Here is a 21,096-nt window from a genome sequence, read left to right on the forward strand (position 1 = left end):
TCTCCGGCGAGGATACCCTTTGCCTCGCTCGCGGACCTAAGGGGGACCGAAAATTATGGCTGGTAAAACAATCACCCGCGCACAGCTGGGTGAGGCGGTGTATCAGGAAGTCGGGCTGTCGCGGAATGAATCCGCGGCCCTCTTGGAGAATGTCCTAGGCTATATGACGGATGCCCTGGCACGTGGCGAAACCGTGAAGATTTCGTCGTTCGGCAGTTTCTCCGTCCGCCAGAAGGGGCAGCGCATCGGACGCAACCCGAAGACCGGGCAGGAAGTGCCGATCCTTCCCAGGAAGGTTCTGGTGTTCCGGCCTTCGCAGGTCCTGAAAAGCCGGATCAATCGTTCCATAAGCAACAGCTAGGCGCGGCGTAGAGATGCCTGCGGATGACGCCAGGACTGTGAAGAAGTCGGCGGGCGCGTTCCGCACGATCAGCGAAGTCGCCGACGAGCTCGGCCTGCCGCAACACGTGCTGCGGTTCTGGGAAACCAAATCCCCCCAGATCAAGCCCATGAAGCGCGGTGGTGGCCGGCGTTATTACCGGCCCGAGGACATCGTGCTTCTCGACCGTATCCGGCGCTGGCTATACGAAGACGGCTACACCATCAAGGGCGTGCAGAAGCTGTTGAAGGACGGCGTCACCGACGACGGCGGCGAGGGCCAGGACATGCCCGCGGCTCCGGCCCCGAAATCCGTCCCCGCGGACGACGGACAGGCCGCGCAACTGGCCGCCGTATTGGCCGAATTGAAGGATATCCGGGCCCTTCTCAACTAAGCTCACAGCCCGCTCAGAAAAATCGTCCGGACCCGGCCAGGGTTGTTGCTCCCACTGGGCGCAGCAAGTATAGTCCGGCCCGCACGTCACCGGGGTTTTGCCCCGATGCACCTGCCGGTGGCCGCGAGCCCTCCCAAGGCAAATGATCGCGGCGCCAATAATGTAGTCGGAGCGTAGCGCAGCCTGGTAGCGCACCACACTGGGGGTGTGGGGGTCGTGGGTTCGAATCCCGCCGCTCCGACCATTTCTCTTTATTCAGATCACGTCTTCCGCCGCGGCTCTCGCAGACCGCGGGCGGGGTTGGGCTGTCTGCATCGCATCGGTCCGGGCACAATTCAACCAAATAGGTCAATTTAGCATTGGTGAATTTTCAACGAATGAGACATATCCTGACGATAATATTTCGCATAGGAAGCATCCAGGCGATGCCCCATACTGCGGACCAGGAGCGCCCCATCCTTGGACAACGCCAATCCGATCAACGGCGATCAGATCAGCTGGATATTCTCGGCTATTGACCGACGGAAACGGCTGTTTGATGACGGCATCGACGAAGTTGGCTTCGCGAGCCTTGTCGCGATCGCTCATGGACACCTTCGCGGCGCACCGTTCGACATTACCTCGCTCTCAAGTTGGTTAAGCATTCCCCGCACCAATTGCCAGCGCCTCGTCGAAAGTTGGGAGGCCGCCGGACTGTGCGAAAGAAGCCGATCGGGCCGTCGGGCACTTTTGGTACCCACGACGAAATGCTTCGAAAAGCTCGACCTTCTATCGTCCTATATCCGCGCCAATCCCATGCCTGATGGATGTACGGCGGCAGCCCTATCGACCAAATAGGTTACTTCAACGTTTTACTATTTTTTGAATTAAGATTAGCAACCTTAAGTAGTTAATCAATTGCTTGAGGGGCATCCCGTAATGACCAAAACTTATCTCCCTTTGCTCGCTGGTGCCGTTGTTCTTGGCCTAGCAAGTGGACCGGCATATGCCGATAGCTGGTATGTCGCCGGCAACGTCGGCTTAACATCCCTTTCCGACTCGGCGACGACTGACACCTTCGCGGGCGGCAACGTGTCCACCGACATCGAATATGATTCAGGTATCGGGCTTTCCGGCGCGATCGGCCGGTCCTTCGGCGCTTTCCGGGTAGAGGGCGAAGTGTCATACCGGAACAATTCATCGGATCAGGCAACGGACATCACCGGATCGCTGGCTGGTAACCTGTTCACCGCCGCCGGCCCGCTTGCGATCGACGCCGACATGTCGTCACTCGGTCTTCTTGCCAACGCTTATTATGATTTCAAGAACGACAGCCAGTGGACGCCGTTCTTGATGGGTGGCCTCGGCATCACGCGCCTGAATCTTGATGTCAAAAGTATCGGGGGCGCCTCTGTGAATTATGACGAAACCGATACCGTGGTGGCCTATCAAGTCGGCATGGGGGTCGGCTATCAAGTGACGCCGGAAACGTCAGTCACTGCATCATATCGATATTTTGCGACCGCCGATGCCTCGTTCAACGACAGCGTGGACAAGGTTGATGCGGAATATGGAACCCACAATTTCTGGATCGGTGTCGTTCACCAGTTCTAAGGCGTAAAACGCCGTATGGGAGATTTGAAGAGAGCCGTCCCGCCGATCATGGCCGGACGGCTCTTTCCATGTCTACCGATCACTTGCAGGCACAAAGAAAAAGGGCCGGAACACGAAGTTCCGGCCCGCAGTCTGTGCTCTTGAGGGAAGGGAGGATTCATTACAAATCCATCCAACACCCCGACTATGACAGGCCCGCCATAGCGCGGCTGTGATTGCCATCACAACCCTGGGAAAAATTGCCTTATTATGTGCCGGGTGGCGGCAACTCATTGATTTTGTTTGTTTCTTTTTTCAGGTTTAGTTCCAATTCCAGGTCATCCAGGAACCCACCGACGTCATTTGGCGCGAGTCCAAGGTGAAACGCGCCGCCGGGGGCTACCCGCACTGTCGGCCCGAAATCGCAGCGCCCCATGCACACCGTCCGTTCGACCCGAATATCGAGACCACGGGCCCGCACTTCCGCTTCGATGGCTTTGGCCAGATCCTCGCTGTTCCGCGCGGCGCAGGACGCCAGATCAGAGCGCAGACGGCGATTGATACAGATCATGATGGTCCAGCCGGCGGCGGGCGGCGGTACGGGCGGTGTGAAGGGAAGGTTATCCTGCGGCATGACGGGGCGTGACAAACATGGCATGAGGAGGGGAAATCGGGACTGGCATGGAAAGTGCAATTTGCCTCAGTGGTAACCCGGTGGGCCGGAACTTTTCTCCTCCTCCCCCCAAGCACTGGTTCACTGGGTTGCCGACCCTCCAAAAAATCATTGAAAACTCAACGCGTTGGCTGCATTCACCGGTGCAGGGCCAAAACCCGACCGCAGCTGAAACGTGCATTGGGAAAAGTTGTTCTTCGCACAACGCGTGGCGTTTTGAGAAACCTTGGCGAAATGCGACGACCACATCATGGTTCAGGCGTCATCGCCTGTCAGCAAGCGCCGGCCCGCATCGGTCAATTTACAGACCTGCCAGTCGGGCTTGAGGGGATTGTTGAACCAAGGTTCGGCCCAGCCGTGTTCGATACAGGCGTTGACCGTGCGGTCGCTGACTTTCTGGCCGACCTCATCAAACAACGGCAGCTTCCCGCCAGCCTGATTCAAGCCGCGGCGCAGCCATTTGCGCTGCTGCGCCGTCGGCTGCGGCCCCGCACCAGAATCCTGCCGCCTGCGTTCATTGATCTCTGTCTGGCCTTGCGACATCATGCCTCCTGCTCACCTGCCATCATGTCCCGTCCTCCGGGCGGCGTCTTTGGTGATGGTAATTGAGTTCCCGAGCCCCGCCAACCGATTAGGGCCGCAGGCACTGAACATGACCGCGAAATTCATCTACATGACCGCCACCGACATGGACGAGGCGCGGCGCATCGCCGAAACCCTGGTCGATGAGCGCCTAATCGCCTGCGCCAACATCCTGGGCGCCATGGAATCGGTCTATCGCTGGGACGGCAAGGTCACGCGCGGCAGCGAAGTCGCGGTGATCCTGAAGACATGGGGGGACCTGGCCGAAACGGCGATCGCCCGCGCGGCCGAGTTGCACAGCTACGACTGCCCTTGTCTGGTGGTTCTCGATCTGGCCGGCGGCCATGCGCTGTTTCTGAATTGGATATCGGCGGAAACGGGCGGGTAGGGAAACCCTTCGCGGCTCAGGATTTGAGAATGCCCGCGCCGATTTTCTCGACAATGGCCTTGGCCGCCTCTTCCGAGGCAATGCCGCCTGCAAAACCAACCTGAATGGCCTGAGACAAGGGACGCAGCAGCATGGCGCGGCGCAGGTCGACACTGTCCTCGCCCGTATCCCGCAATTGGCCGGCGACGCCGCTCAGGCTGCTGCACAGGCGGGCGACATGTTCGTAGCGCGTGTTCTCAAGCTGATCCTGGGCGCGCATGGCTTCTGCCACCACGCGGGCCAGTGTGTTGCGCAGATCCCGGTCGAACTCACCCTTTTCCAGGCGCGGTGCGATGCCGTTGATCAGTGATTTGATCTCGTCGCCGATGAACTGCAGACGGCAGCCCTTCACATCCTCTTCGGCGGCGGCGACATCCATTTCCTTGTCGAGGAAACCGATCTTCTCGCCCTTCAGCTTTCGGCTCAGGTGGTTCGGCGCGTCGATGGCCTTCGCCCCCTCGTCCTGCACCCGCTTGGGCCCCATGTAGTCCTCGGTCACCACGAAGGGGCGGCGCTTTTCCACCAAACGAGTGATGCGCGACATCAGGCCGACGGCGGAAACGGGTTTCGACACGACATCGTCGACCCCCATGTCGAGGGCCGCCTTGACCGCCTTGGGGTCCTCGTCCTCGACGACGACCAGAATGATGGGCACGAAGGGGTTGTGGCCGATTTTTCCCTGACGGATCTTTTGCGTCACGGCGGCGAAATTGCCGTCAGGCAGGCGTAGTTCTCCGATAATCAGGTCGGGATCGTTCTGGCCAAGGACGGTGACCACTTCCTTGCAGTCGTCACCCAGGCGAATATCCCGGCAGCCTTCGTTGAACAGAATATGGCGGACGCCCTGGCGGGCGCTGGCGTCGCCATCGACCAGAAACACGCCGATATTGCCAAAATTCAGTGTCGCCATTGTTCAGGCGTTTCCCCGGTCTTTTGATTCATCGCGTCCCCACGCCAACTGGCCGGAATATAGAACGTACGCCGGGCCTCTGTGAACCGACGTTCACACGAGGGCGTGCAAGTCACGCCGGACCCGTGCCGCGGTAACGCACCGCCGCCACGGCCTGGGCAGCGATCCCTTCACCTCGGCCGGTGAAGCCGAGACGTTCCGTCGTGGTCGCCTTGATATTGACCCGGTCTCCGGCGATGCCGAGGATCTCCGCAACCCGCGCGGCCATCGCGGCACGGTGCGGGCCGACCTTGGGCGCTTCGCAGATGATCGTCACATCAACGTTGACGATCATCGCCCCCCGGTCGCGGACCAGGGCGGCGGCATGCGCCAGGAAAATATCCGATTCCGCCCCCCGCCATTGCGGGTCCGTCGGCGGGAAGTGCTGACCGATGTCGCCTTCGCCGATGGCGCCCAGAATGGCGTCGGTCAGGGCATGCAGCCCGACATCGGCATCGGAATGACCTTTGAGCTTTTGCTTGTAGGGAACGTCGATGCCGCATAACCGCACGGCGTCGCCGGCCTCGAACTGATGGACGTCGAAGCCGAATCCGGTTCGCGTTTCACCGCCGTTCATCATCTCTTCGGCGCGCATCAGGTCGCCCTCCGTCGTGATCTTGAAATTATCCGCATCACCCGCAACCAGGGCGACTGCCAGGCCCGCGGCCTCGGCCACGGCGGCATCGTCGGTCAGGCTTTGCCCCTTGGCAGTGCCGTGGGCCGCCAGGATATCGGCAAAACGGAACCCCTGGGGCGTCTGCACCCGGTACAGCCCGGTGCGGTCCACGGTCTCCGCAACCCGGTCGTCCGTGCCGCGTTTCAGGGCATCGGCCACGGCCAGGGCAGGGACCGCGCCGGGCGTGCTCTCCAGCGCGGCGACGACATCTGAAATCACGCGGGCAGATACGAAGGGCCGGGCCGCATCATGGATCAATACCAGGTCAGGAACCCCACCAGAGGTCAGACCGGCCGCGAATTCCAGGCCATTGCGCACGGAATCCTGCCGCTCGGCGCCGCCCGCCGTATGACCGGCGATGTCCAGCCCCTGGGCGGCGGCCTCGAACATCTCACGATCATCGGGATGGATGACGCCGATCACCCGGGTCACGGCGGGATGGGCCGCAAAGGCGCGCAAGGCATGGCGCAGCACAGGCTCCCCGGCAAGGGTTCGGTACTGCTTGGGCAGGGGGCCGCCGAAACGATGGCCGCGCCCCGCGCCGACGATGATGGCCGTGCAATTCGCCATAGGTTCCGGTGTCGCCTTGATCAACGCAGAAAGGGAAGGGATATCAGGCGCGGAACATACTGAACAAACGGGGATTTTGCCAATAGGCCATGTCGCCCAGAGGTAATGCGCAAGCGCCCCTTGTCAAACCGGGCCTGTAGCGCGATGTTCTAGCCGCCCGTTGTAATGAAAGACTGAACAAATGGCCGCCGACTCCGTTCTCAACATTGCCGCCCTGGTCGCCCTGCTGCCGGCGCTGCTCGCCGCCTGGAAGGGCGCGGCGGAACAGCCCCAGGCGCGATTTTGGATGCTGCTTGCCGTGGCCGTGGTCGGGCCCGTGGCTTGGACCGTGGCCGCCGCCTCGGCGGTCGCCGATTGGCGCACGGACCTTTCATTCTCGCTTTGGGTATCGGTCAGCGCCAGTATGGCCCTGTTCGCCGCCGCGGCCGTGTTCGACCGCGACGTTGCACGCCTGTCGCCCTTATTTCTCGCGCTGATGACGCTGCTGGCCGTTCTTGCCATGCTCAGCCACGGCACGACCAATGTATCTCCCATGACCATGGCGCCCGGGGACGGCGGTTGGTTGTGGTTCCATATCGGTGTGTCCATCGCGACCTATGCGCTGCTGACCGTGGCCGCCGCGGCCTCTCTCGCGGCCTTGCTGCAGGAACGCGCCTTGAAGCGCAAGACGCCCCTGAAACGCCCCCAAGGCCTGCCCTCGGTGCTGGATTGCGAAGGGGTGGTGCTGCGCTTCCTGTGGCTATCGGCGGCGGTCCTCGCACTCGGCATGGCCACCGGAACGGCCATCAACCTGACTCATGACGTGTCCATTCTGCATCTCGACCACAAGACCGTGTTCGCCCTGGCCGCCTTCGCGGTGATCTGCGCGCTGCTGTACGCGCATCAGAAAACCGGCGCCCGCGGCCGGCAGGTCGCTCGCCTGGTTTTACTGGCCTACTTGTTCGTGACCCTGGCCTATCCGGGGGTCAAATTCGTGACCAGCGTGCTCTTGGCATAAAATTTATGCGGCTTTCCCTCGCATTTAGTTGAATTCTTGCCGTTTCTGCCCAATAAATGGGCACGCAAAATGGGATACCCAACATGTCTATGAAGATTGGTGGGGTCGAGATTTCCGACCCGGTTGTTTTAGCGCCCATGTCCGGCGTCACCGACATGCCGTTCCGCCGCTTGGTCAAGAGCTGCGGCGTCGGCCTTGTCGTGTCGGAAATGATCGCCAGCCGGGCGATGATCCATGCCGCCAAGAAGACCATGAAGATGGCGACCCATTGCGCCGAGGAGCACCCCATGTCGGTGCAGTTGGCCGGCTGCGAGCCCGAGGTCGTGGCCGAGGCCGCGCGCCTGAACGAGGCCCGTGGTGCCGCGCTGATCGACATCAACATGGGCTGCCCCGTGAAAAAGGTCGTGAACGGCGATGCCGGCTCCGCCCTGATGCGCGACGTCGAACACGCGACCAAGATCCTCGATGCCGTGGTCAAGGCCGTCGCCATCCCCGTGACCCTGAAGATGCGCATGGGCTGGGACCACGATAGCCTGAACGCACCGATCCTCGCCCGCGCGGCCCAGGACGTGGGTATCAAGGCTGTCGCCGTGCACGGCCGCACGCGCTGTCAATTCTACAAAGGCAGCGCCGACTGGAAATTCATTCAAAACGTCAAGGACGCGGTCGATATCCCTGTTTTTGCAAACGGAGACATCCTGACCCTCGACGACGCCAAGCGCTGCATGGAAGAATCCGGAGCCGATGGCCTGTTGATCGGGCGCGGTACTTATGGCCGGCCCTGGTTCCCGGCCCAGGTCATTCATTTCCTGAAGACCGGCGAACGGCTGCCCGATCCCACGATCGGCGCTCAATACGAGATGCTGCGCCGGCATTACGAGGACATCCTCAGCCACTACGGCGTCCACGCGGGCGTCAAGATCGCGCGCAAGCACATCGGCTGGTATTCCAAGGGCCTGCCCGGATCGGCGGAATTTCGCGCCGATATCATGGGCCAGGAAGATCCGGATGTCGTGCGCCACAAGCTGGCCGCGTTCTACGGCCCGCAGATGGAAAGGGCCGCGGCGTGATGGAAACCACCATCACTCGGGTCCGTGCCGGCGGGCGCGCCCATTCGCCTGCGGATTCCGCGACCATCCTGGACCTTCTACCGGCCCCCGTGGTGACGCTCGATGCCGAAGACCGCATCACCATGGTCAATGCGGCGGCGGAGAATTTCTTCAGTGCCAGTGCTTCCCATTTGATCGACCGCCCGCTGTCCAATTTCGTGCCGCCCGATTCACCCTTACACGGGCTGATCACCCAGGTGCGGCGGGCCAATGCCCAGGTCTCGGAACACGAACTTGCCATCGAAAGCCCGCGCGTCGGTCGCCATTTCCTCAGCGTGCAGGCGACGCCGCTGCCGGATTCACCCGGCTTCATCGTGCTGATGATGTTCGACCGTGGCATCACGGAAATGATCGACCGTCAGATGACCCACCGGGGGGCGGCGCGCTCCATCACCTCCATGGCCGCCGTGCTGGCCCATGAGGTGCGCAATCCACTGTCCGGCATCCGGGGTGCTGCGCAGCTTCTCGAACAGAACGCCTCCGACGAGGATCGGCCGCTCGCCGAATTGATCCGCCAGGAAGCCGACCGCATCTCGACCCTGATCGGGCGCATGGAAATCTTCACCGATTACGGCCCGTTCGAGCGCAAGCCCGTGAACATCCACAAGGTCCTGGACCGGGTGCAACGCCTGGCGGAAACCGGGTTCGGCGCCAACATCCGGTTTCGCGCCGATTTCGACCCGTCACTGCCGCCGGTGCCGGGCGACCACGATCAGCTGGTGCAGATTTTCCTCAATCTGGTCAAGAACGCCTGCGACGCCTGTCCCGAAGTCGGCGGCGAAATCAACCTGCGCACCTCCTATCAGCATGGTGTGCGGTTTGCGCTGTCGGGCCGCAAAGACAAGGTCGCGTTGCCCTTGAAGGTTTCCATCATCGATAACGGCCCCGGCATTCCCGACGACCTGACGTCCAACCTGTTCGATCCCTTCGTGACGTCGAAACCGAACGGCACCGGCCTGGGGCTCGCCCTGGTTGCCAAGCTGGTCGGCGATCACGGCGGCGTGGTCGAATGCGAAAGCCGCCCGGGTCGGACCGAATTCCGGGTCATGCTGCCGTTCTACGAAGACACTGATCCGGGAGAATTGAAATGAGCGGCCGCACCGTTCTTGTCGCCGACGACGACGCGGCGATCCGCACCGTGGTCGCGCAGGCGCTCGGCCGCGCCGGACTGGACGTCAAGACGACGGGTCAGGCCTCGACATTGTGGGATTGGGTATCGGCGGGTGAGGGCGATATCGTCATTACCGACGTCATCATGCCTGATGAAAACGGCCTGGACCTGATCCCCCGCATCAAGGGAATCCGCCCCGAACTGCGCATCGTCGTGATGAGCGCACAGAACACCATCTTGACGGCGGTCAAAGCCGCCGAAAGCGGGGCCTTCGAATACCTGCCGAAGCCGTTCGACATCAACGAATTGGTCTCCATCGTGCGCCGCGGGCTGGAAGCACCGCCCGAGCAGCCGGGCCTGAGCCCCGAGCACGCCGGCGTGGAAAAGCTGCCGCTGGTCGGCCGCTCGCCGGCCATGCAGGAAATCTACCGTACCCTGGCGCGCCTGATCTCGACCGACCTGACCGTGTTGATCACCGGTGAATCGGGCACCGGTAAGGAACTGGCCGCGCGGGTGCTGCACGATTACGGCAAGCGCAAGCGGGGGCCGTTCGTTGCCGTAAACATGGCGGCAATTCCGCGCGAATTGATCGAAAGCGAACTGTTCGGCCATGAGAAGGGGGCCTTCACGGGGGCCACCATGCGCTCGTCCGGCCGCTTCGAGCAGGCCGAGGGCGGCACCCTATTCCTCGACGAAATCGGCGATATGCCGCTGGAGGCACAGACGCGCCTGCTGCGCGTGCTGCAGGAAGGGGAATACACCTCCGTCGGCGGCCGGGTGACGCGCAAGACCGACGTCCGCATCGTCGCCGCCACTCATCAGGACCTGAACCAACTGACCCGCCAGGGCCGCTTCCGCGAGGATTTGTTCTACCGCCTCAATGTCGTGCCGCTGCGCCTGCCGCCGCTGCGCGAACGGCTTGAGGACATCCCTGAACTGGTCAAAACCTTCCTTGCCAAGGCAGCGGGCGAGGGACTGCCATGGAAGATCATCGAGGGCAAAGCCACGGAACGCCTGATGGCCTACAACTGGCCGGGCAACGTGCGCGAACTGGAAAACCTGATTCATCGCCTGGCCGCCCTCTATTCCGAAGAAACCATTTCCGAGCAGGCAATTTCAGCGGAGCTCGCCGATCGCGGCCGCAGCGGCGACCCGGGTGCCAACCGGGGCCTGTCACAAGTCGTCGAAGAACGTCTGGAAGCCTATTTCGGCGCCCATGCGGGGGCACTGCCGGCGGCGGGTCTGTACGACCGCGTGCTGCGTGAAATCGAACGGCCGCTGATCCTGCTGACTCTGCGGGCCACCCGCGGCAATCAGGTCAAGGCGGCCGAGGTTCTGGGTCTCAACCGCAATACCCTGCGCAAGAAGATCCGCGATCTCGACATTTCGGTGGTGCGGGGCCAGAAATGAACCCGCCGGCCACGCCCGGACAAGGCCCCATCGGCAGCCTTTGGGCGCTGATCGGCCTACGCGGGGCGAGCGCTAAGCGGCTTCTTGCCTACGGGCTTGCGGCGGCGGCGGTCGTGTCCTGCGTGGCCACGGCTTTCATGTTGGTGTTCCGCCCGGCCCAGACCCAGAACATCGAAACCATCGTCGCCATGATTTATCTGGATGGCGCGATCCTGCTATTGCTCGGCATGGTCGTCGGCCAGCGTCTGTTCTCGATCTGGCTTGACCGGCGGCGCGGGCAGGCCGGCTCGGGCCTGCATGTGCGCATGGTGACCCTGTTCGCCCTGGTCGCCACGGCACCGGCCATTCTGGTCGCCGTGATGTCGGCGACCTTCCTGCATTACGGCGTACAGGCCTGGTTCAACGAACGGGTCTCGACGGCGCTTGAACAGTCCATGGGGGTGGCCAGCGCCTACCTGAAGGAACACCGGGAAAATTTCGGCACGGACATCCTGGCCGTGGCCAACGACCTGAACATCAATTCCGGCATTCTCACGCGCGAACCCTGGCGGCTTGAACCGCTCCTGACCTTCCACACACGGTCGCGCGGGTTCACCGAGGCGGTCATGGTCGACGGCACGGGGAAGGTCATCGCGCAATCCGAATTTTCCCGTCCGCGTGAGACCGAGCAGCTCACCCCAGAGCTTTTCCAACAAGCGCAGGCCGGCAAGATCACCCTGATCCCGCTCGACGAACAGGACCGCATCCGCGCCATCTACAAGCTAAACCGCTTCGTCGACGCCTATCTGGTGCTTGAACGGTTCGTGAACCCGGATGTGCTCAACCATATCGACACCATTCAGAACGCGGTGCGTGAATACCAGCGCCTGCAGCGCGAACGGGGCGGCTTGCAGGTCAGCTTCATTCTGATTTTCACCGTGGTTTCCGTGCTGTTGCTGTTGGCTGCCGTGTGGACCGGCCTGACGGTCGCAACACAATTGGCAGAGCCGGTTTCGAGCCTGATCTATGCCGCCGAACGCATCCGCGACGGTGATCTGACGACGACTGTCGATATTCCCGACGCCGACGATGAACTGGCGTCCCTGTCGCGCGCCTTCAACCGCATGACGGCACAGATCCGCGGTCAACAGGAAGGCCTGATTTCGGCCAACCGGGAATTGGACGAACGGCGCCGATTCACGGAAACGGTGCTGGCCGGTGTGTCGGCGGGCGTGGTCGGCCTGGACAAGGATGGGCGCATCAATCTGCCCAACCGGTCGGCCTCAGTCCTCGTCGGTGAAGACTTGATGCGGGCCAAGGGGCGGTTGCTGGTCGATCTGGTGCCGGAATTCTCCCCCCTGTGGTCAGAAGCCAAGCGCCGGCCCGACCGGCAGCAGCGCTCCGAGGTCAAACTTGCCCGCGATGGTAGCGAACGTACCCTGTTGGTCCGTATCGCCGCCGAACGCCTGGCTGGCCAGTTGCTGGGCTTCGTCGTCACCTTCGATGATGTGACTGAACTCTTGTCGGCGCAGCGCGCCGCCGCCTGGGCCGACGTGGCGCGACGCATCGCCCACGAGATCAAGAACCCGCTGACGCCCATCCAATTGTCTGCCGAACGCTTGAAGCGCAAATACCAGGGCGAAGTCACCTCGGACCCGGAAACCTTCACCACCTGCACGGATACAATCATCCGGCAGGTCGAGGACATCGGCCGCATGGTCGACGAATTCTCGTCCTTCGCGCGTATGCCGCAACCCTCCATCGGGCGCGAGAACCTGTCAAACCTGATTCGCGAAGTCGTCATTCTGGAGCGCTCACGCACGGAAGACATCACGCTCGACCTCACCTTGCCGGACGGCGACATGATGCTGCGTTGTGATCGGCGCCAGGTGTCGCGCGCCCTCACCAACATCCTGAAGAACGCAGCGGAAAGCGTTGAAAGCCGTATTCTTCAGGACGAGACCGATGGTGGCGAGAGCGAACCCGGCCGAATTTCCATCACGGTAACCGACAGCCGCGGCCAAGACGGCGGCGACGAAAGCGTTGCCGTGACCGTTGAGGACAACGGCATCGGCCTGCCCGAAGCCGGGCGCGAACGGTTGACCGAACCTTACGTGACGACGCGCAGCAAGGGCACGGGCCTGGGACTGGCCATTGTCCGCAAGATCATGGAAGATCATCAAGGTGACCTGCGCCTCGAGGATCGCCCCGGCGGCGGGGCGCGGATCAGTCTGGTGTTTCGGGACTTGGATGAAACCGCCAACGACGGCGACAAAGATCCCATGAAGGTCGCGACCGGCCTGGGATTGGGGTAGGGCTGTCATGGCACAAGATATTCTTATCGTCGACGACGAAGCCGACATTCGAACCCTCACGGCGGGGATTCTCGAAGACGAGGGCTACGAAACCCGCGAAGCGGCGGACAGCCAGGGAGCCCTTGAAGCCCTGTCGGCGCGGCAGCCGAGCCTGGTGCTGCTCGACATTTGGCTTCAGGGCAGTGAACTGGACGGCCTGCAGATTCTCAAGCAGATCAAGCAGAACCACCCGGAAATCCCGGTTTTAATGATGAGCGGTCACGGCACCGTGGAAACCGCCGTCACGGCCATCAAGGATGGCGCCTACGACTTCATCGAAAAGCCGTTCAAGGCCGACCGCCTGCTGCTCAACGTGCGGCGCGCGGTTGAGGCGGCGCGTCTGCGCTCGGAGAACGAGGAACTGAGACTGCGCGCCGGCTCGTCCCTCGACCTGATCGGCACGTCATCGGCAATGCGCGAAATCCAGCAGGTCATCGACCGCGCGGCGCCGTCCAACAGCCGAATCCTGATCTTCGGGCCAAGCGGCAGCGGCAAGGAAATCGTGGCGCGCAACATCCATGCGCGTTCCAACCGTGCCGACGGCCCCTTCGTCATCGTCAACTGCGCCACCATGGCGCCGGACCGGGTTGAAATGGAGCTGTTCGGCACCGAAGGTGACGGCGGTTCGCGGCGCATCGGCACGTTCGAACGCGCCCACGGCGGCACCCTGGTGCTCGACGAGGTCTCGGACATGCCGCTGGAAACCCAAGGCAAGATCGTGCGCGTTCTGCAGGAACAGAATTTCGTGCGGGTCGGCGGCTCCACCCGGGTGCAGGTCAACGTGCGCGTGATCTCGTCGACCACCCGCGATCTGCAGGCGGAAGTCGCCGCCGGGCGGTTCCGTGAGGATCTGTTTTACCGTCTCAACGTGGTGCCCCTGACGATGCCGGCGCTGGCCAACCGGCGCGAGGACATCCGCGACCTGACCGACCATTTCATGCGCCAGGCCGCCGACGCCACCGGTCAGCAGCCCCGCCGCCTGGGCGAGGATGCCTTGGCGGCATTGCAGAGTTACGCATGGCCGGGTAACGTCCGCGAACTTCGCAACGTGATCGAACGGGTGCTGATCCTGGCCCCCGGCGACAACGACACGGTTCTGGGGGCCAGCATGCTGCCAACGGAGTTTCTCGACGGAATAAAACGCAGCACCATCGGCAGTGACGAAGGCTATCTGGCCAAGCCGCTGCGCGACGCGCGGGAAGATTTCGAACGTGAATACCTGAATGCCCAGATGTCGCGGTTCAACGGCAATATTTCGCGCACCGCACAATTCGTGGGCATGGAGCGCTCGGCCCTGCACCGCAAGCTCAAATCCCTCGGCCTGACGGACGAGGACCGCGACCGCGGGTCGTCATGACCACTTCCCACACAACCGCCGCATCCAAAGAAGGGCGCCCGGCATGAAGATCATCGTTTGCGGCGCCGGCCAGGTCGGCGTCAACATCGCCCGCCAATTGGCGTTGGAAAACCACGACGTAACCATCGTCGACCAAGCACCGGACCTGGTGCGCCGGGTATCCGACACCCTGGACGCTCAGGCAGTGGTGGGCCATGCCTCCCATCCGGACGTGTTGGAGCGCGCCGGCATCGCCGACGCCGACATGCTGATCGCCGTGACGCTGACCGACGAGATCAACATGGTCGCCTGTCAGGTCGCCCATTCCCTGTTCGACGTGCCGACCAAGATCGCCCGCATCCGCCAGAAAAGTTATCTCGACCCCATGTGGGCCAACCTGTTCTCGCGCGATAACCTTCCCATTGACGTCATCATTTCGCCGGAGATGGAAGTCGCGCGCGCCGTGGCACGGCGCCTGCGCATTCCCGGTGCCATGGACATGATTCCCCTGGCCGACGGGGCGGTGACACTGCTCGGCGTGCGCTGCACCGAGGAATGCCCGCTGCTGAACACGCCGTTGAAACAGCTGACCCAGCTGTTCCCTGACCTTAACATCGTCGTTGTCGGCCTGGTCCGCGACGGCAACGCCATCGTACCCAAGGCCGATGACCAGATGGCCCCCGGCGACGAGGTCTATTTCGTGGTCGACACCGCGCAGATCAGCCGTGCCATGACCGCCTTCGGCTATGACGCCGGCGAGGCGCGGCGCCTGCTGATCATCGGCGGCGGTAACATCGGTCTGGTCCTGGCGCAGGAGATCGAGCGCGAATATCCCTGGGTCAAAGCCAAGATCATTGAGCACAACAAGGAGCGCGCCGAATACATTTCCGGCCAGTTGGAAAGCACGGTCGTACTGAACGGCGACGCGCGCGACATCGAAATCCTGGAAGAAGCCAACATCCGCGGCACCGACACGGTGGTCGCCGTCACCAACGACGACGAAAGCAATATCCTGGCCTCGCTTCTGGCCAAGAAGTTCGGCTGCGAACGCACGGTGACCCTGGTCAACACCTCGATCTACGAGCAGCTGATCGGATCCCTCGGCATCGACGTGGTGGTCAGCCCACGCAACATCACGGTCTCGACCATCCTGCAGCATGTACGGCGCGGGCGCATTCACTCGGTCCACGCGGTTCGCGAGGGCCTGGGCGAACTGATCGAGGCCGAGGCTCTGGAAACTTCGGACCTTGCCGGCAAGACGCTGAAGGAAATCCAACTACCGACAGGAGTCGTCGTCGGCGCCATCGTGCGTGACGGCAAGATGCTATTCCCGCGCGGCACGACCACGGTCGAGGCCGGCGACCGCGTGATCCTGTTCTCGGCACCGGAATCCATCCGCAAGGTCGAAAACATGTTCGCCGTGCAACTTGAATATTTCTAAGCAGTGACCGATTCGCATCTTCCGCCGCCGTTGACCCTGCCCAGGGCCGTCGTGTTCGACTGGGACAACACCCTTGTCGATACCTGGCCGATCATTCACGACGCATTGAACCATACCTTCCGTGCCTGGGGCCTGCGTGAATGGACGCTTGAGGAAACCCACGCCAAGGTCCGCAAGTCGCTCCGCGACAGCTTTCCCGGACTGTTCGGCGACGACTGGGAAAAGGCCGGCGATGTGTTCTACGCACGCTATGGGGCGATCCACGCAGAAAAGTTGCAGCCGGCGGCGGGGGCGGCGGCACTCCTTCAAGGGCTGACTGATGCCGGTGTGTACCTTTGCGTGGTGTCCAACAAGAAAGGATCGTTTTTGCGTAAGGAGGCCCAGGCATTGGGCTGGACCGGTCATTTCGGCGCCCTGGTCGGGGCCATGGACGCACCGCGCGACAAACCGGCCCGTGACCCCATCGACATGGCGCTGCATCCCGGCGGCATGACGGCCGGGGAGGGCATTTGGTTCGTCGGCGACGCCGATGTCGACATGGAATGCGCCCATGGAGCGGGCTGTTATCCAGTGCTGATCCGCCCCCAACCGCCCGGACTAGATGAATTTGTCGACTTTCCTCCAGCCCTGCATTTCAGCGACTGCGATAGTCTTTGCAAGTTCACTCAGACACTGTAAGCTTTTGTACAAGGCTGGTTAGCCGTGTAGAAACAAAAGAGAAAACAACAACAGGGAGCCCGGAACAAAGTCGGACGCGGCGTTACGGCCAGCGCGCAGGAGCGAGGTGCGGCCGCAAAAAGACTTTGGGGTGGGGAGTGATGTCGTCAGAAAAATCACAAAACGTGCAGGACGTTTTTCTTAATCACATCAGGAAGAACAAAACTGCGGTCACGGTGTTTCTGGTCAACGGAGTCAAACTGCAGGGAATCGTCACCTGGTTTGACAATTTTTCCGTTCTTCTGCGCCGGGATGGGCATACGCAGTTGGTGTATAAACACGCCATCTCGACGGTCATGCCGTCCGTTCCCGTTCAATTGTTCGAACCGGATGCGGCCGAGTCCGCCGAGGGTTGAGCGAACAAACGCCAGGTGATGTCACGTCCGCCGCCAAGGCGGCGGGCGCGGGCGCTTGCGCCGTCATCCATCCGAACATGTCCGCAGCCGGCGGAGCCGACAGCCGCAGTGCACGCGCCAACCTGGACGAGGCCATCGCGCTTGCCGGGGCCATCGACCTGGACGTCGTCCACGCCGAAACGTTCGAGTTGCCCCGGCCCCGGCCTTCGACCCTTCTGGGCAAGGGCACGGTGGAGCGCATCGGCGAGACCCTGCATGCCCTGCCGGACTGCGAGTTGGTTGTCGTCAACGCCAACCTGACGCCGGTTCAGCAACGCAATCTGGAAACCGCCTGGGAAGCCAAGGTCATCGACCGTACGGGTCTGATCCTGGAAATCTTCGGTGCCCGAGCACGGACCAAGGAAGGCCGCCTGCAGGTCGACCTGGCCGCGCTTAGCTATCAATTGGGGCGTCTGGTCCGCAGTTGGACCCACCTGGAACGCCAACGCGGCGGGGCGGGGTTCATGGGCGGTCCCGGTGAGCGGCAGATCGAACTGGACCGACGCATGATCCGCCAGCGCATCGCGCGGCTGAAGCGCGAATTGGCGGAAGTGAAACGCACCCGGTCCCTGCAGCGCCGCGCACGCCAGCGGGTGCCTTATCCGGTGGTCGCCCTCGTGGGCTATACCAACGCCGGTAAATCGACCCTGTTCAACCGCCTGACCGGGGCCGACGTGGTCGCCCGCGACCAATTGTTCGCGACCCTGGACCCGACCATGCGCAAACTTGACCTGCCGGAAGGCGGGCCGGTCATCTTGTCCGATACGGTGGGCTTCATTTCCGACCTTCCGCACCAACTGGTCAATGCCTTCCACGCGACCTTGGAAGAGGTCGTGGAGGCCGACATGGTTCTGCATGTGCGCGACATCGCCGACCCGGACACGGAAATCCAACGCCGCGACGTGCTGGAGGTACTGGGCGGCCTCGGCCTTGGCGACGACACGGAAACGCCGATCACCGAGGCCTTCAACAAGATCGACCTTCTTGCGCCGGAAGCGCTCGCCGCCCTGGAGGAACGCATCGCCCGCCAGGACAACAACCCGCCGATCGCCATTTCCGCCGTGACAGGGCAGGGGTTGGATACCCTGATCCAGCGCATCCAGGACGCTCTTGGCGACAAGCTTGGAGAATTGGAACTGGACCTGGGCTTCGACGAGGGGGCGACCCTGGCCTGGATCTACGAACACGGCGAGGTTCTGGACCGGGCCGACGGTGAAGCCGGCATCCATCTGCGCGTCCGCATGGACCCGCGCAGCCAATCGCAGCTGCTGACCCGTATCGACAGCGCCCGCCAGAGCCGTCTACACTAGCCTGCAAGGGTTCCAGGGGCGGATTCCCTACACCGGTTGGTAACCATTTCCCATTAAACCGGGGACATCGCATTCCGGCGACAGCAGACATCCGGTACGGACGGAAGGGCACCCATGGCGACAAACCGCAGCCAAAATAAATGGCGTTCCAAGAACAAGTTGGTCAAGCGCCAACTGAACGTCATGGCGAAAAGCCATGTGCACGACCATCTACAGCGTCTGGCCGACGATTTCCGCCTGCGCGGTAAGGGCGAAGCGGTATCCTTCGCCACCTTCATCACCCGCGCCCTGATGCAGCGTGCCGATTACAGCGACGATGTCGCGCAAATGCTGGAAGACCTTGCAGAAGCCTTCCACCGCGATCGCGACATTCATTCCAACTGATCTGCCCTTACAAGGCAGCGTCCGGATTACCAAACCCGTGCCCAATGCCTTCGACATCGATCCCGACCGCGTCGCCGCCATTCTGCGCGAAACGGCGGAGACGGAAATTCTGCCGCGCTTCCGCACTCTGGCAAGCCACGAGATTTCGGAAAAGAACCCGGGCGATCTGGTGACCGTCGCCGACCAGGCCTCGGAAGCCATGCTGACCCGCCGTCTCGCGGATTTGATCCCGGGGGCCTTGATCGTCGGCGAGGAAGCCCATGAAGTCAGCCCGGAGGCCCTGGGCGAGATCAATGACGCCCCCTGGGCCTGGATCATCGACCCCCTGGACGGCACCCATAATTTCGCCCACGGCACGCCGCGCTTCGCGATGATCCTGGCCCTCGCCCGGCGCGGCGAGACCGCCATGGGCTGGATCCTAGACCCCATGGACGACCATCTGGCCTTTGCGGAGGCGGGGGCCGGTGCCGCCATCGACGGCACCCCCCTGCGCCTGGGAGATGCCGGCCCGGTCGCCGCCATGACCGGATCTCTCGGCAACAAGTTCGCGGACCGTCTGCGTGCCCGCGCCGGAACACCCGGGGCCTCGGCAATCCCCAAGGCGTTTTTGCGCTATCGCTGCGTCGGCCTGGAATACATGGATCTGGCGCGGGGGAAGCTTGATTTCGCGCGCTATGCCGGAAAACTGATGCCCTGGGACCATGCGGCGGGGGTGCTGCTGCATGGCGAAGCCGGCGGCAAGGCGGCCATGACCGGCGACGGGCGGTCCTATGCCCCCGGCATGGCGCGGCCCGGCGACGCGTTGCTGCTGGCCCCCGACACGCCGGCTTGGACAGCGCTCGACCGCCTAATGTCCTAAGACATATCCCGCCTTGCCCCGACGCGTTGGGGGCGCTACCAAACGGGACGGCATTTACATCTGGAACGATTTCAAAGGAGGCGGCATGGCACGCTGCGCATTCATCGGCCTGGGCGTCATGGGCTATCCCATGGCCGGGCATCTGGCGAAAAACGGCCATCAGGTCACCGTCTATAACCGCACCACGGCCAAGGCCGAGAAATGGGCGGCCGACCACGGCGGCGCGTTCGGCAAGACACCCGCGGAAGCCGCCAAAGGGGCGGAATTCGTGTTTTCCTGCGTCGGCAATGACGACGACCTGCGCGCCGTCACGTTTGGCGACGACGGCATGCTGGCGGGCATGGCGGACGGCACGATTCTGGTCGACCACACCACCGCATCGGCTGCCGTGGCCCGCGAGATCGCGGCCAAGGCAGCGGAAATGGGGATCGGCTTCATCGACGGCCCCGTATCCGGCGGCCAGGCGGGGGCCGAGAACGGCGTGCTGACCGTCATGTGCGGCGGCGAGGACGGGGATTTCGCCCGCGCCGAGCCTGTGATCCAGGCCTATGCCCGCGCGGTCACCCTGCTGGGGCCCGTGGGCTCGGGCCAGCTCTGCAAAATGGTCAACCAGATCTGCATCGCCGGTCTGCTTCAGGGCTTGTCTGAAGGGCTCGACTTCGGCATGCGCGCCGGGCTCGACGTCAAGCAGGTGCTCGACGTGATTTCCAAAGGTGCGGCGCAAAGCTGGCAGATGGAAAACCGCGGCAAGACCATGGTCGACGACGAATTCGAATTCGGCTTCGCCGTCGACTGGATGCGCAAGGACCTTGGGATTTGCTTCGCCGAGGCAGAGAGCAACGGCGCCGAACTGGCGGTCACCCGCGTCGTCGACGGCTATTACAAGGACGTCCAGGACATGGGCGGGGCACGCTGGGACACCTCGTCGCTGATCCGCAGGTTGCGCCGCAAATAGGGCACAGCCTTCGGGAAAGGGGGCGGCCATGACGTATGACGAGTTCAACGCCTTCTGCAGAACACTGCCGGCCGCGACCCATGTCGTGCAATGGGGCGGATCGGACGTGTGGAAGGTCGGCGGCAAGGTATTCGCCATCGGCGGTTGGAACGCGGGCGATCTCGCTGGTATCACCTTCAAGGTCTCGGAATTCGCCTATGACGTTCTGCGCGATATGCCGGGCCTTCGCCCGGCCCCGTATCTGGCGTCACGTGGCATGAAATGGATCCAGCATTATGCCGAACCGGGATTGAGTGACGGCGACCTCAAGGACCATCTTGCGGAATCGCACCGCCTCGTCTCCTTAGGATTGACCAAGACGCTGCAACGGGACTTGGGGCTGAACCAGGACAGCTGAGCGTTCGCGCGGGTGTTGGGCATAAACAGGGTGGCTCCGCCCCCCCAGACGTCACCCCCGGGCTTGACCCGGGGGTCCATTGATCGGGGTAGGCGTGGATGCCCGTGTCGAGCACGGGCA

The 21,096-nt window shown here is 62.7% G+C and carries 23 protein-coding genes and 1 tRNA gene; 20 read left to right on the top strand and 4 right to left on the bottom strand.

Annotation, left to right across the window (positions count from 1 at the left end; translation table 11 throughout):
• Positions 1 to 55 precede the first annotated feature (55 nt).
• The 5 genes from KFF05_09110 (at position 56) to KFF05_09130 (ending at position 2,366) form a co-directional block, all read left to right on the top strand.
• On the top strand, positions 56 to 361 hold the full coding sequence (locus KFF05_09110) for an integration host factor subunit alpha (protein ID UTW53471.1): 306 nt from the start codon (positions 56 to 58) through the stop codon (positions 359 to 361).
• Between the two features lie 13 nt (positions 362 to 374).
• A complete protein-coding gene (locus KFF05_09115) occupies positions 375 to 773 on the top strand; it encodes a MerR family transcriptional regulator (GenBank protein ID UTW53472.1) in 399 nt (132 codons plus the stop codon).
• A gap of 167 nt (positions 774 to 940) precedes the next feature.
• Positions 941 to 1,017: transfer RNA gene (locus tag KFF05_09120), tRNA-Pro, on the top strand.
• A gap of 215 nt (positions 1,018 to 1,232) precedes the next feature.
• Entirely contained in the window at positions 1,233 to 1,610 is a 378-nt protein-coding gene (locus KFF05_09125) for a hypothetical protein (protein ID UTW53473.1), read from the top strand.
• Between the two features lie 81 nt (positions 1,611 to 1,691).
• Positions 1,692 to 2,366: a porin family protein gene (locus tag KFF05_09130; GenBank protein ID UTW53474.1), complete on the top strand. Its 675-nt coding sequence runs from the start codon at positions 1,692 to 1,694 to the stop codon at positions 2,364 to 2,366.
• Between the two features lie 247 nt (positions 2,367 to 2,613).
• Here KFF05_09130 and KFF05_09135 read toward each other — a convergent pair whose 3' ends face one another.
• Together KFF05_09135 and KFF05_09140 are read right to left on the bottom strand one after the other, a co-directional pair.
• On the bottom strand, positions 2,614 to 2,979 hold the full coding sequence (locus KFF05_09135) for a (2Fe-2S) ferredoxin domain-containing protein (GenBank protein UTW53475.1): 366 nt from the start codon (positions 2,977 to 2,979) through the stop codon (positions 2,614 to 2,616).
• A gap of 294 nt (positions 2,980 to 3,273) precedes the next feature.
• Entirely contained in the window at positions 3,274 to 3,561 is a 288-nt protein-coding gene (locus KFF05_09140) for a hypothetical protein (GenBank protein ID UTW53649.1), read from the bottom strand.
• A gap of 109 nt (positions 3,562 to 3,670) precedes the next feature.
• Between KFF05_09140 and KFF05_09145 the strand changes: the two genes are divergently transcribed.
• Positions 3,671 to 3,988: a divalent-cation tolerance protein CutA gene (locus KFF05_09145; protein ID UTW53476.1), complete on the top strand. Its 318-nt coding sequence runs from the start codon at positions 3,671 to 3,673 to the stop codon at positions 3,986 to 3,988.
• Between the two features lie 16 nt (positions 3,989 to 4,004).
• Here the strand turns inward: KFF05_09145 and KFF05_09150 are convergent, their stop codons facing one another.
• Both KFF05_09150 and KFF05_09155 read right to left on the bottom strand, forming a co-directional pair.
• On the bottom strand, positions 4,005 to 4,937 hold the full coding sequence (locus KFF05_09150; GenBank protein ID UTW53477.1) for a response regulator: 933 nt from the start codon (positions 4,935 to 4,937) through the stop codon (positions 4,005 to 4,007).
• Positions 4,938 to 5,049: 112 nt separating this feature from the next.
• The gene (locus KFF05_09155; GenBank protein ID UTW53478.1) at positions 5,050 to 6,222 is read right to left on the bottom strand and encodes a bifunctional 2-C-methyl-D-erythritol 4-phosphate cytidylyltransferase/2-C-methyl-D-erythritol 2,4-cyclodiphosphate synthase; all 1,173 of its coding nucleotides are present in this window, start codon (positions 6,220 to 6,222) and stop codon (positions 5,050 to 5,052) included.
• Between the two features lie 181 nt (positions 6,223 to 6,403).
• Here KFF05_09155 and ccsA point away from each other — a divergent pair, with 181 nt between their 5' ends.
• From ccsA to KFF05_09225, 14 genes are all read left to right on the top strand, one after another.
• Positions 6,404 to 7,219: a cytochrome c biogenesis protein CcsA gene (gene ccsA / locus KFF05_09160; protein ID UTW53479.1), complete on the top strand. Its 816-nt coding sequence runs from the start codon at positions 6,404 to 6,406 to the stop codon at positions 7,217 to 7,219.
• Positions 7,220 to 7,302: 83 nt separating this feature from the next.
• Positions 7,303 to 8,289, top strand: a complete 987-nt coding sequence (gene dusB, locus KFF05_09165) for a tRNA dihydrouridine synthase DusB (protein ID UTW53480.1) — start codon at positions 7,303 to 7,305, stop codon at positions 8,287 to 8,289.
• On the top strand, positions 8,289 to 9,419 hold the full coding sequence (locus KFF05_09170; GenBank protein UTW53481.1) for a PAS domain-containing protein: 1,131 nt from the start codon (positions 8,289 to 8,291) through the stop codon (positions 9,417 to 9,419). The genes dusB and KFF05_09170 overlap by 1 nt, the downstream gene beginning before the upstream one ends.
• Complete coding sequence (gene ntrC, locus KFF05_09175; GenBank protein ID UTW53482.1) at positions 9,416 to 10,849, top strand: nitrogen regulation protein NR(I); 1,434 nt, start codon at positions 9,416 to 9,418, stop codon at positions 10,847 to 10,849. The genes KFF05_09170 and ntrC overlap by 4 nt, the downstream gene beginning before the upstream one ends.
• Positions 10,846 to 13,143, top strand: coding sequence for a PAS domain-containing sensor histidine kinase (locus KFF05_09180; protein ID UTW53483.1), 2,298 nt, complete (start codon positions 10,846 to 10,848; stop codon positions 13,141 to 13,143). Before ntrC ends, KFF05_09180 begins: the two co-directional genes overlap by 4 nt.
• 7 nt (positions 13,144 to 13,150) lie before the next feature.
• On the top strand, positions 13,151 to 14,539 hold the full coding sequence (locus KFF05_09185) for a sigma-54-dependent Fis family transcriptional regulator (GenBank protein ID UTW53484.1): 1,389 nt from the start codon (positions 13,151 to 13,153) through the stop codon (positions 14,537 to 14,539).
• 43 nt (positions 14,540 to 14,582) lie between these two features.
• Positions 14,583 to 15,959, top strand: a complete 1,377-nt coding sequence (trkA, locus tag KFF05_09190) for a Trk system potassium transporter TrkA (GenBank protein UTW53485.1) — start codon at positions 14,583 to 14,585, stop codon at positions 15,957 to 15,959.
• A gap of 30 nt (positions 15,960 to 15,989) precedes the next feature.
• On the top strand, positions 15,990 to 16,637 hold the full coding sequence (locus tag KFF05_09195) for an HAD family hydrolase (protein ID UTW53650.1): 648 nt from the start codon (positions 15,990 to 15,992) through the stop codon (positions 16,635 to 16,637).
• A gap of 140 nt (positions 16,638 to 16,777) precedes the next feature.
• Entirely contained in the window at positions 16,778 to 17,032 is a 255-nt protein-coding gene (gene hfq, locus KFF05_09200) for an RNA chaperone Hfq (protein UTW53486.1), read from the top strand.
• Positions 17,033 to 17,109: 77 nt separating this feature from the next.
• Complete coding sequence (hflX, locus tag KFF05_09205) at positions 17,110 to 18,381, top strand: GTPase HflX (GenBank protein UTW53651.1); 1,272 nt, start codon at positions 17,110 to 17,112, stop codon at positions 18,379 to 18,381.
• Between the two features lie 114 nt (positions 18,382 to 18,495).
• Entirely contained in the window at positions 18,496 to 18,765 is a 270-nt protein-coding gene (locus KFF05_09210) for a hypothetical protein (GenBank protein UTW53487.1), read from the top strand.
• A 55-nt stretch (positions 18,766 to 18,820) separates the two neighbouring features.
• Complete coding sequence (locus KFF05_09215) at positions 18,821 to 19,624, top strand: inositol monophosphatase (GenBank protein ID UTW53652.1); 804 nt, start codon at positions 18,821 to 18,823, stop codon at positions 19,622 to 19,624.
• Between the two features lie 85 nt (positions 19,625 to 19,709).
• The gene (locus KFF05_09220; protein UTW53488.1) at positions 19,710 to 20,579 is read left to right on the top strand and encodes an NAD(P)-dependent oxidoreductase; all 870 of its coding nucleotides are present in this window, start codon (positions 19,710 to 19,712) and stop codon (positions 20,577 to 20,579) included.
• Positions 20,580 to 20,607: 28 nt separating this feature from the next.
• A complete protein-coding gene (locus KFF05_09225) occupies positions 20,608 to 20,976 on the top strand; it encodes an MmcQ/YjbR family DNA-binding protein (GenBank protein ID UTW53489.1) in 369 nt (122 codons plus the stop codon).
• The last annotated feature ends 120 nt before the right edge of the window (positions 20,977 to 21,096 follow it).

This window comes from bacterium SCSIO 12827 (assembly GCA_024397995.1).
Lineage (GTDB): Bacteria > Pseudomonadota > Alphaproteobacteria > Rhodospirillales > Casp-alpha2 > UBA1479.

Excerpts from the sequence above, each read along its gene's own strand:
- KFF05_09110 (UTW53471.1), top strand. The coding sequence starts at position 56 with ATGGCTGGTAAAACAATCACCCGCGCACAGCTGGGTGAGGCGGTGTAT.
- KFF05_09115 (UTW53472.1), top strand. The coding sequence starts at position 375 with ATGCCTGCGGATGACGCCAGGACTGTGAAGAAGTCGGCGGGCGCGTTC.
- KFF05_09130 (UTW53474.1), top strand. The coding sequence starts at position 1,692 with ATGACCAAAACTTATCTCCCTTTGCTCGCTGGTGCCGTTGTTCTTGGC.
- KFF05_09135 (UTW53475.1), bottom strand. The coding sequence starts at position 2,979 with ATGCCGCAGGATAACCTTCCCTTCACACCGCCCGTACCGCCGCCCGCC.
- KFF05_09140 (UTW53649.1), bottom strand. The coding sequence starts at position 3,561 with ATGTCGCAAGGCCAGACAGAGATCAATGAACGCAGGCGGCAGGATTCT.
- KFF05_09145 (UTW53476.1), top strand. The coding sequence starts at position 3,671 with ATGACCGCGAAATTCATCTACATGACCGCCACCGACATGGACGAGGCG.
- KFF05_09150 (UTW53477.1), bottom strand. The coding sequence starts at position 4,937 with ATGGCGACACTGAATTTTGGCAATATCGGCGTGTTTCTGGTCGATGGC.
- KFF05_09155 (UTW53478.1), bottom strand. The coding sequence starts at position 6,222 with ATGGCGAATTGCACGGCCATCATCGTCGGCGCGGGGCGCGGCCATCGT.
- ccsA (UTW53479.1), top strand. The coding sequence starts at position 6,404 with ATGGCCGCCGACTCCGTTCTCAACATTGCCGCCCTGGTCGCCCTGCTG.
- dusB (UTW53480.1), top strand. The coding sequence starts at position 7,303 with ATGTCTATGAAGATTGGTGGGGTCGAGATTTCCGACCCGGTTGTTTTA.
- KFF05_09170 (UTW53481.1), top strand. The coding sequence starts at position 8,289 with ATGGAAACCACCATCACTCGGGTCCGTGCCGGCGGGCGCGCCCATTCG.
- ntrC (UTW53482.1), top strand. The coding sequence starts at position 9,416 with ATGAGCGGCCGCACCGTTCTTGTCGCCGACGACGACGCGGCGATCCGC.
- KFF05_09180 (UTW53483.1), top strand. The coding sequence starts at position 10,846 with ATGAACCCGCCGGCCACGCCCGGACAAGGCCCCATCGGCAGCCTTTGG.
- KFF05_09185 (UTW53484.1), top strand. The coding sequence starts at position 13,151 with ATGGCACAAGATATTCTTATCGTCGACGACGAAGCCGACATTCGAACC.
- trkA (UTW53485.1), top strand. The coding sequence starts at position 14,583 with ATGAAGATCATCGTTTGCGGCGCCGGCCAGGTCGGCGTCAACATCGCC.
- hfq (UTW53486.1), top strand. The coding sequence starts at position 16,778 with ATGTCGTCAGAAAAATCACAAAACGTGCAGGACGTTTTTCTTAATCAC.
- hflX (UTW53651.1), top strand. The coding sequence starts at position 17,110 with ATGTCCGCAGCCGGCGGAGCCGACAGCCGCAGTGCACGCGCCAACCTG.
- KFF05_09210 (UTW53487.1), top strand. The coding sequence starts at position 18,496 with ATGGCGACAAACCGCAGCCAAAATAAATGGCGTTCCAAGAACAAGTTG.
- KFF05_09220 (UTW53488.1), top strand. The coding sequence starts at position 19,710 with ATGGCACGCTGCGCATTCATCGGCCTGGGCGTCATGGGCTATCCCATG.
- KFF05_09225 (UTW53489.1), top strand. The coding sequence starts at position 20,608 with ATGACGTATGACGAGTTCAACGCCTTCTGCAGAACACTGCCGGCCGCG.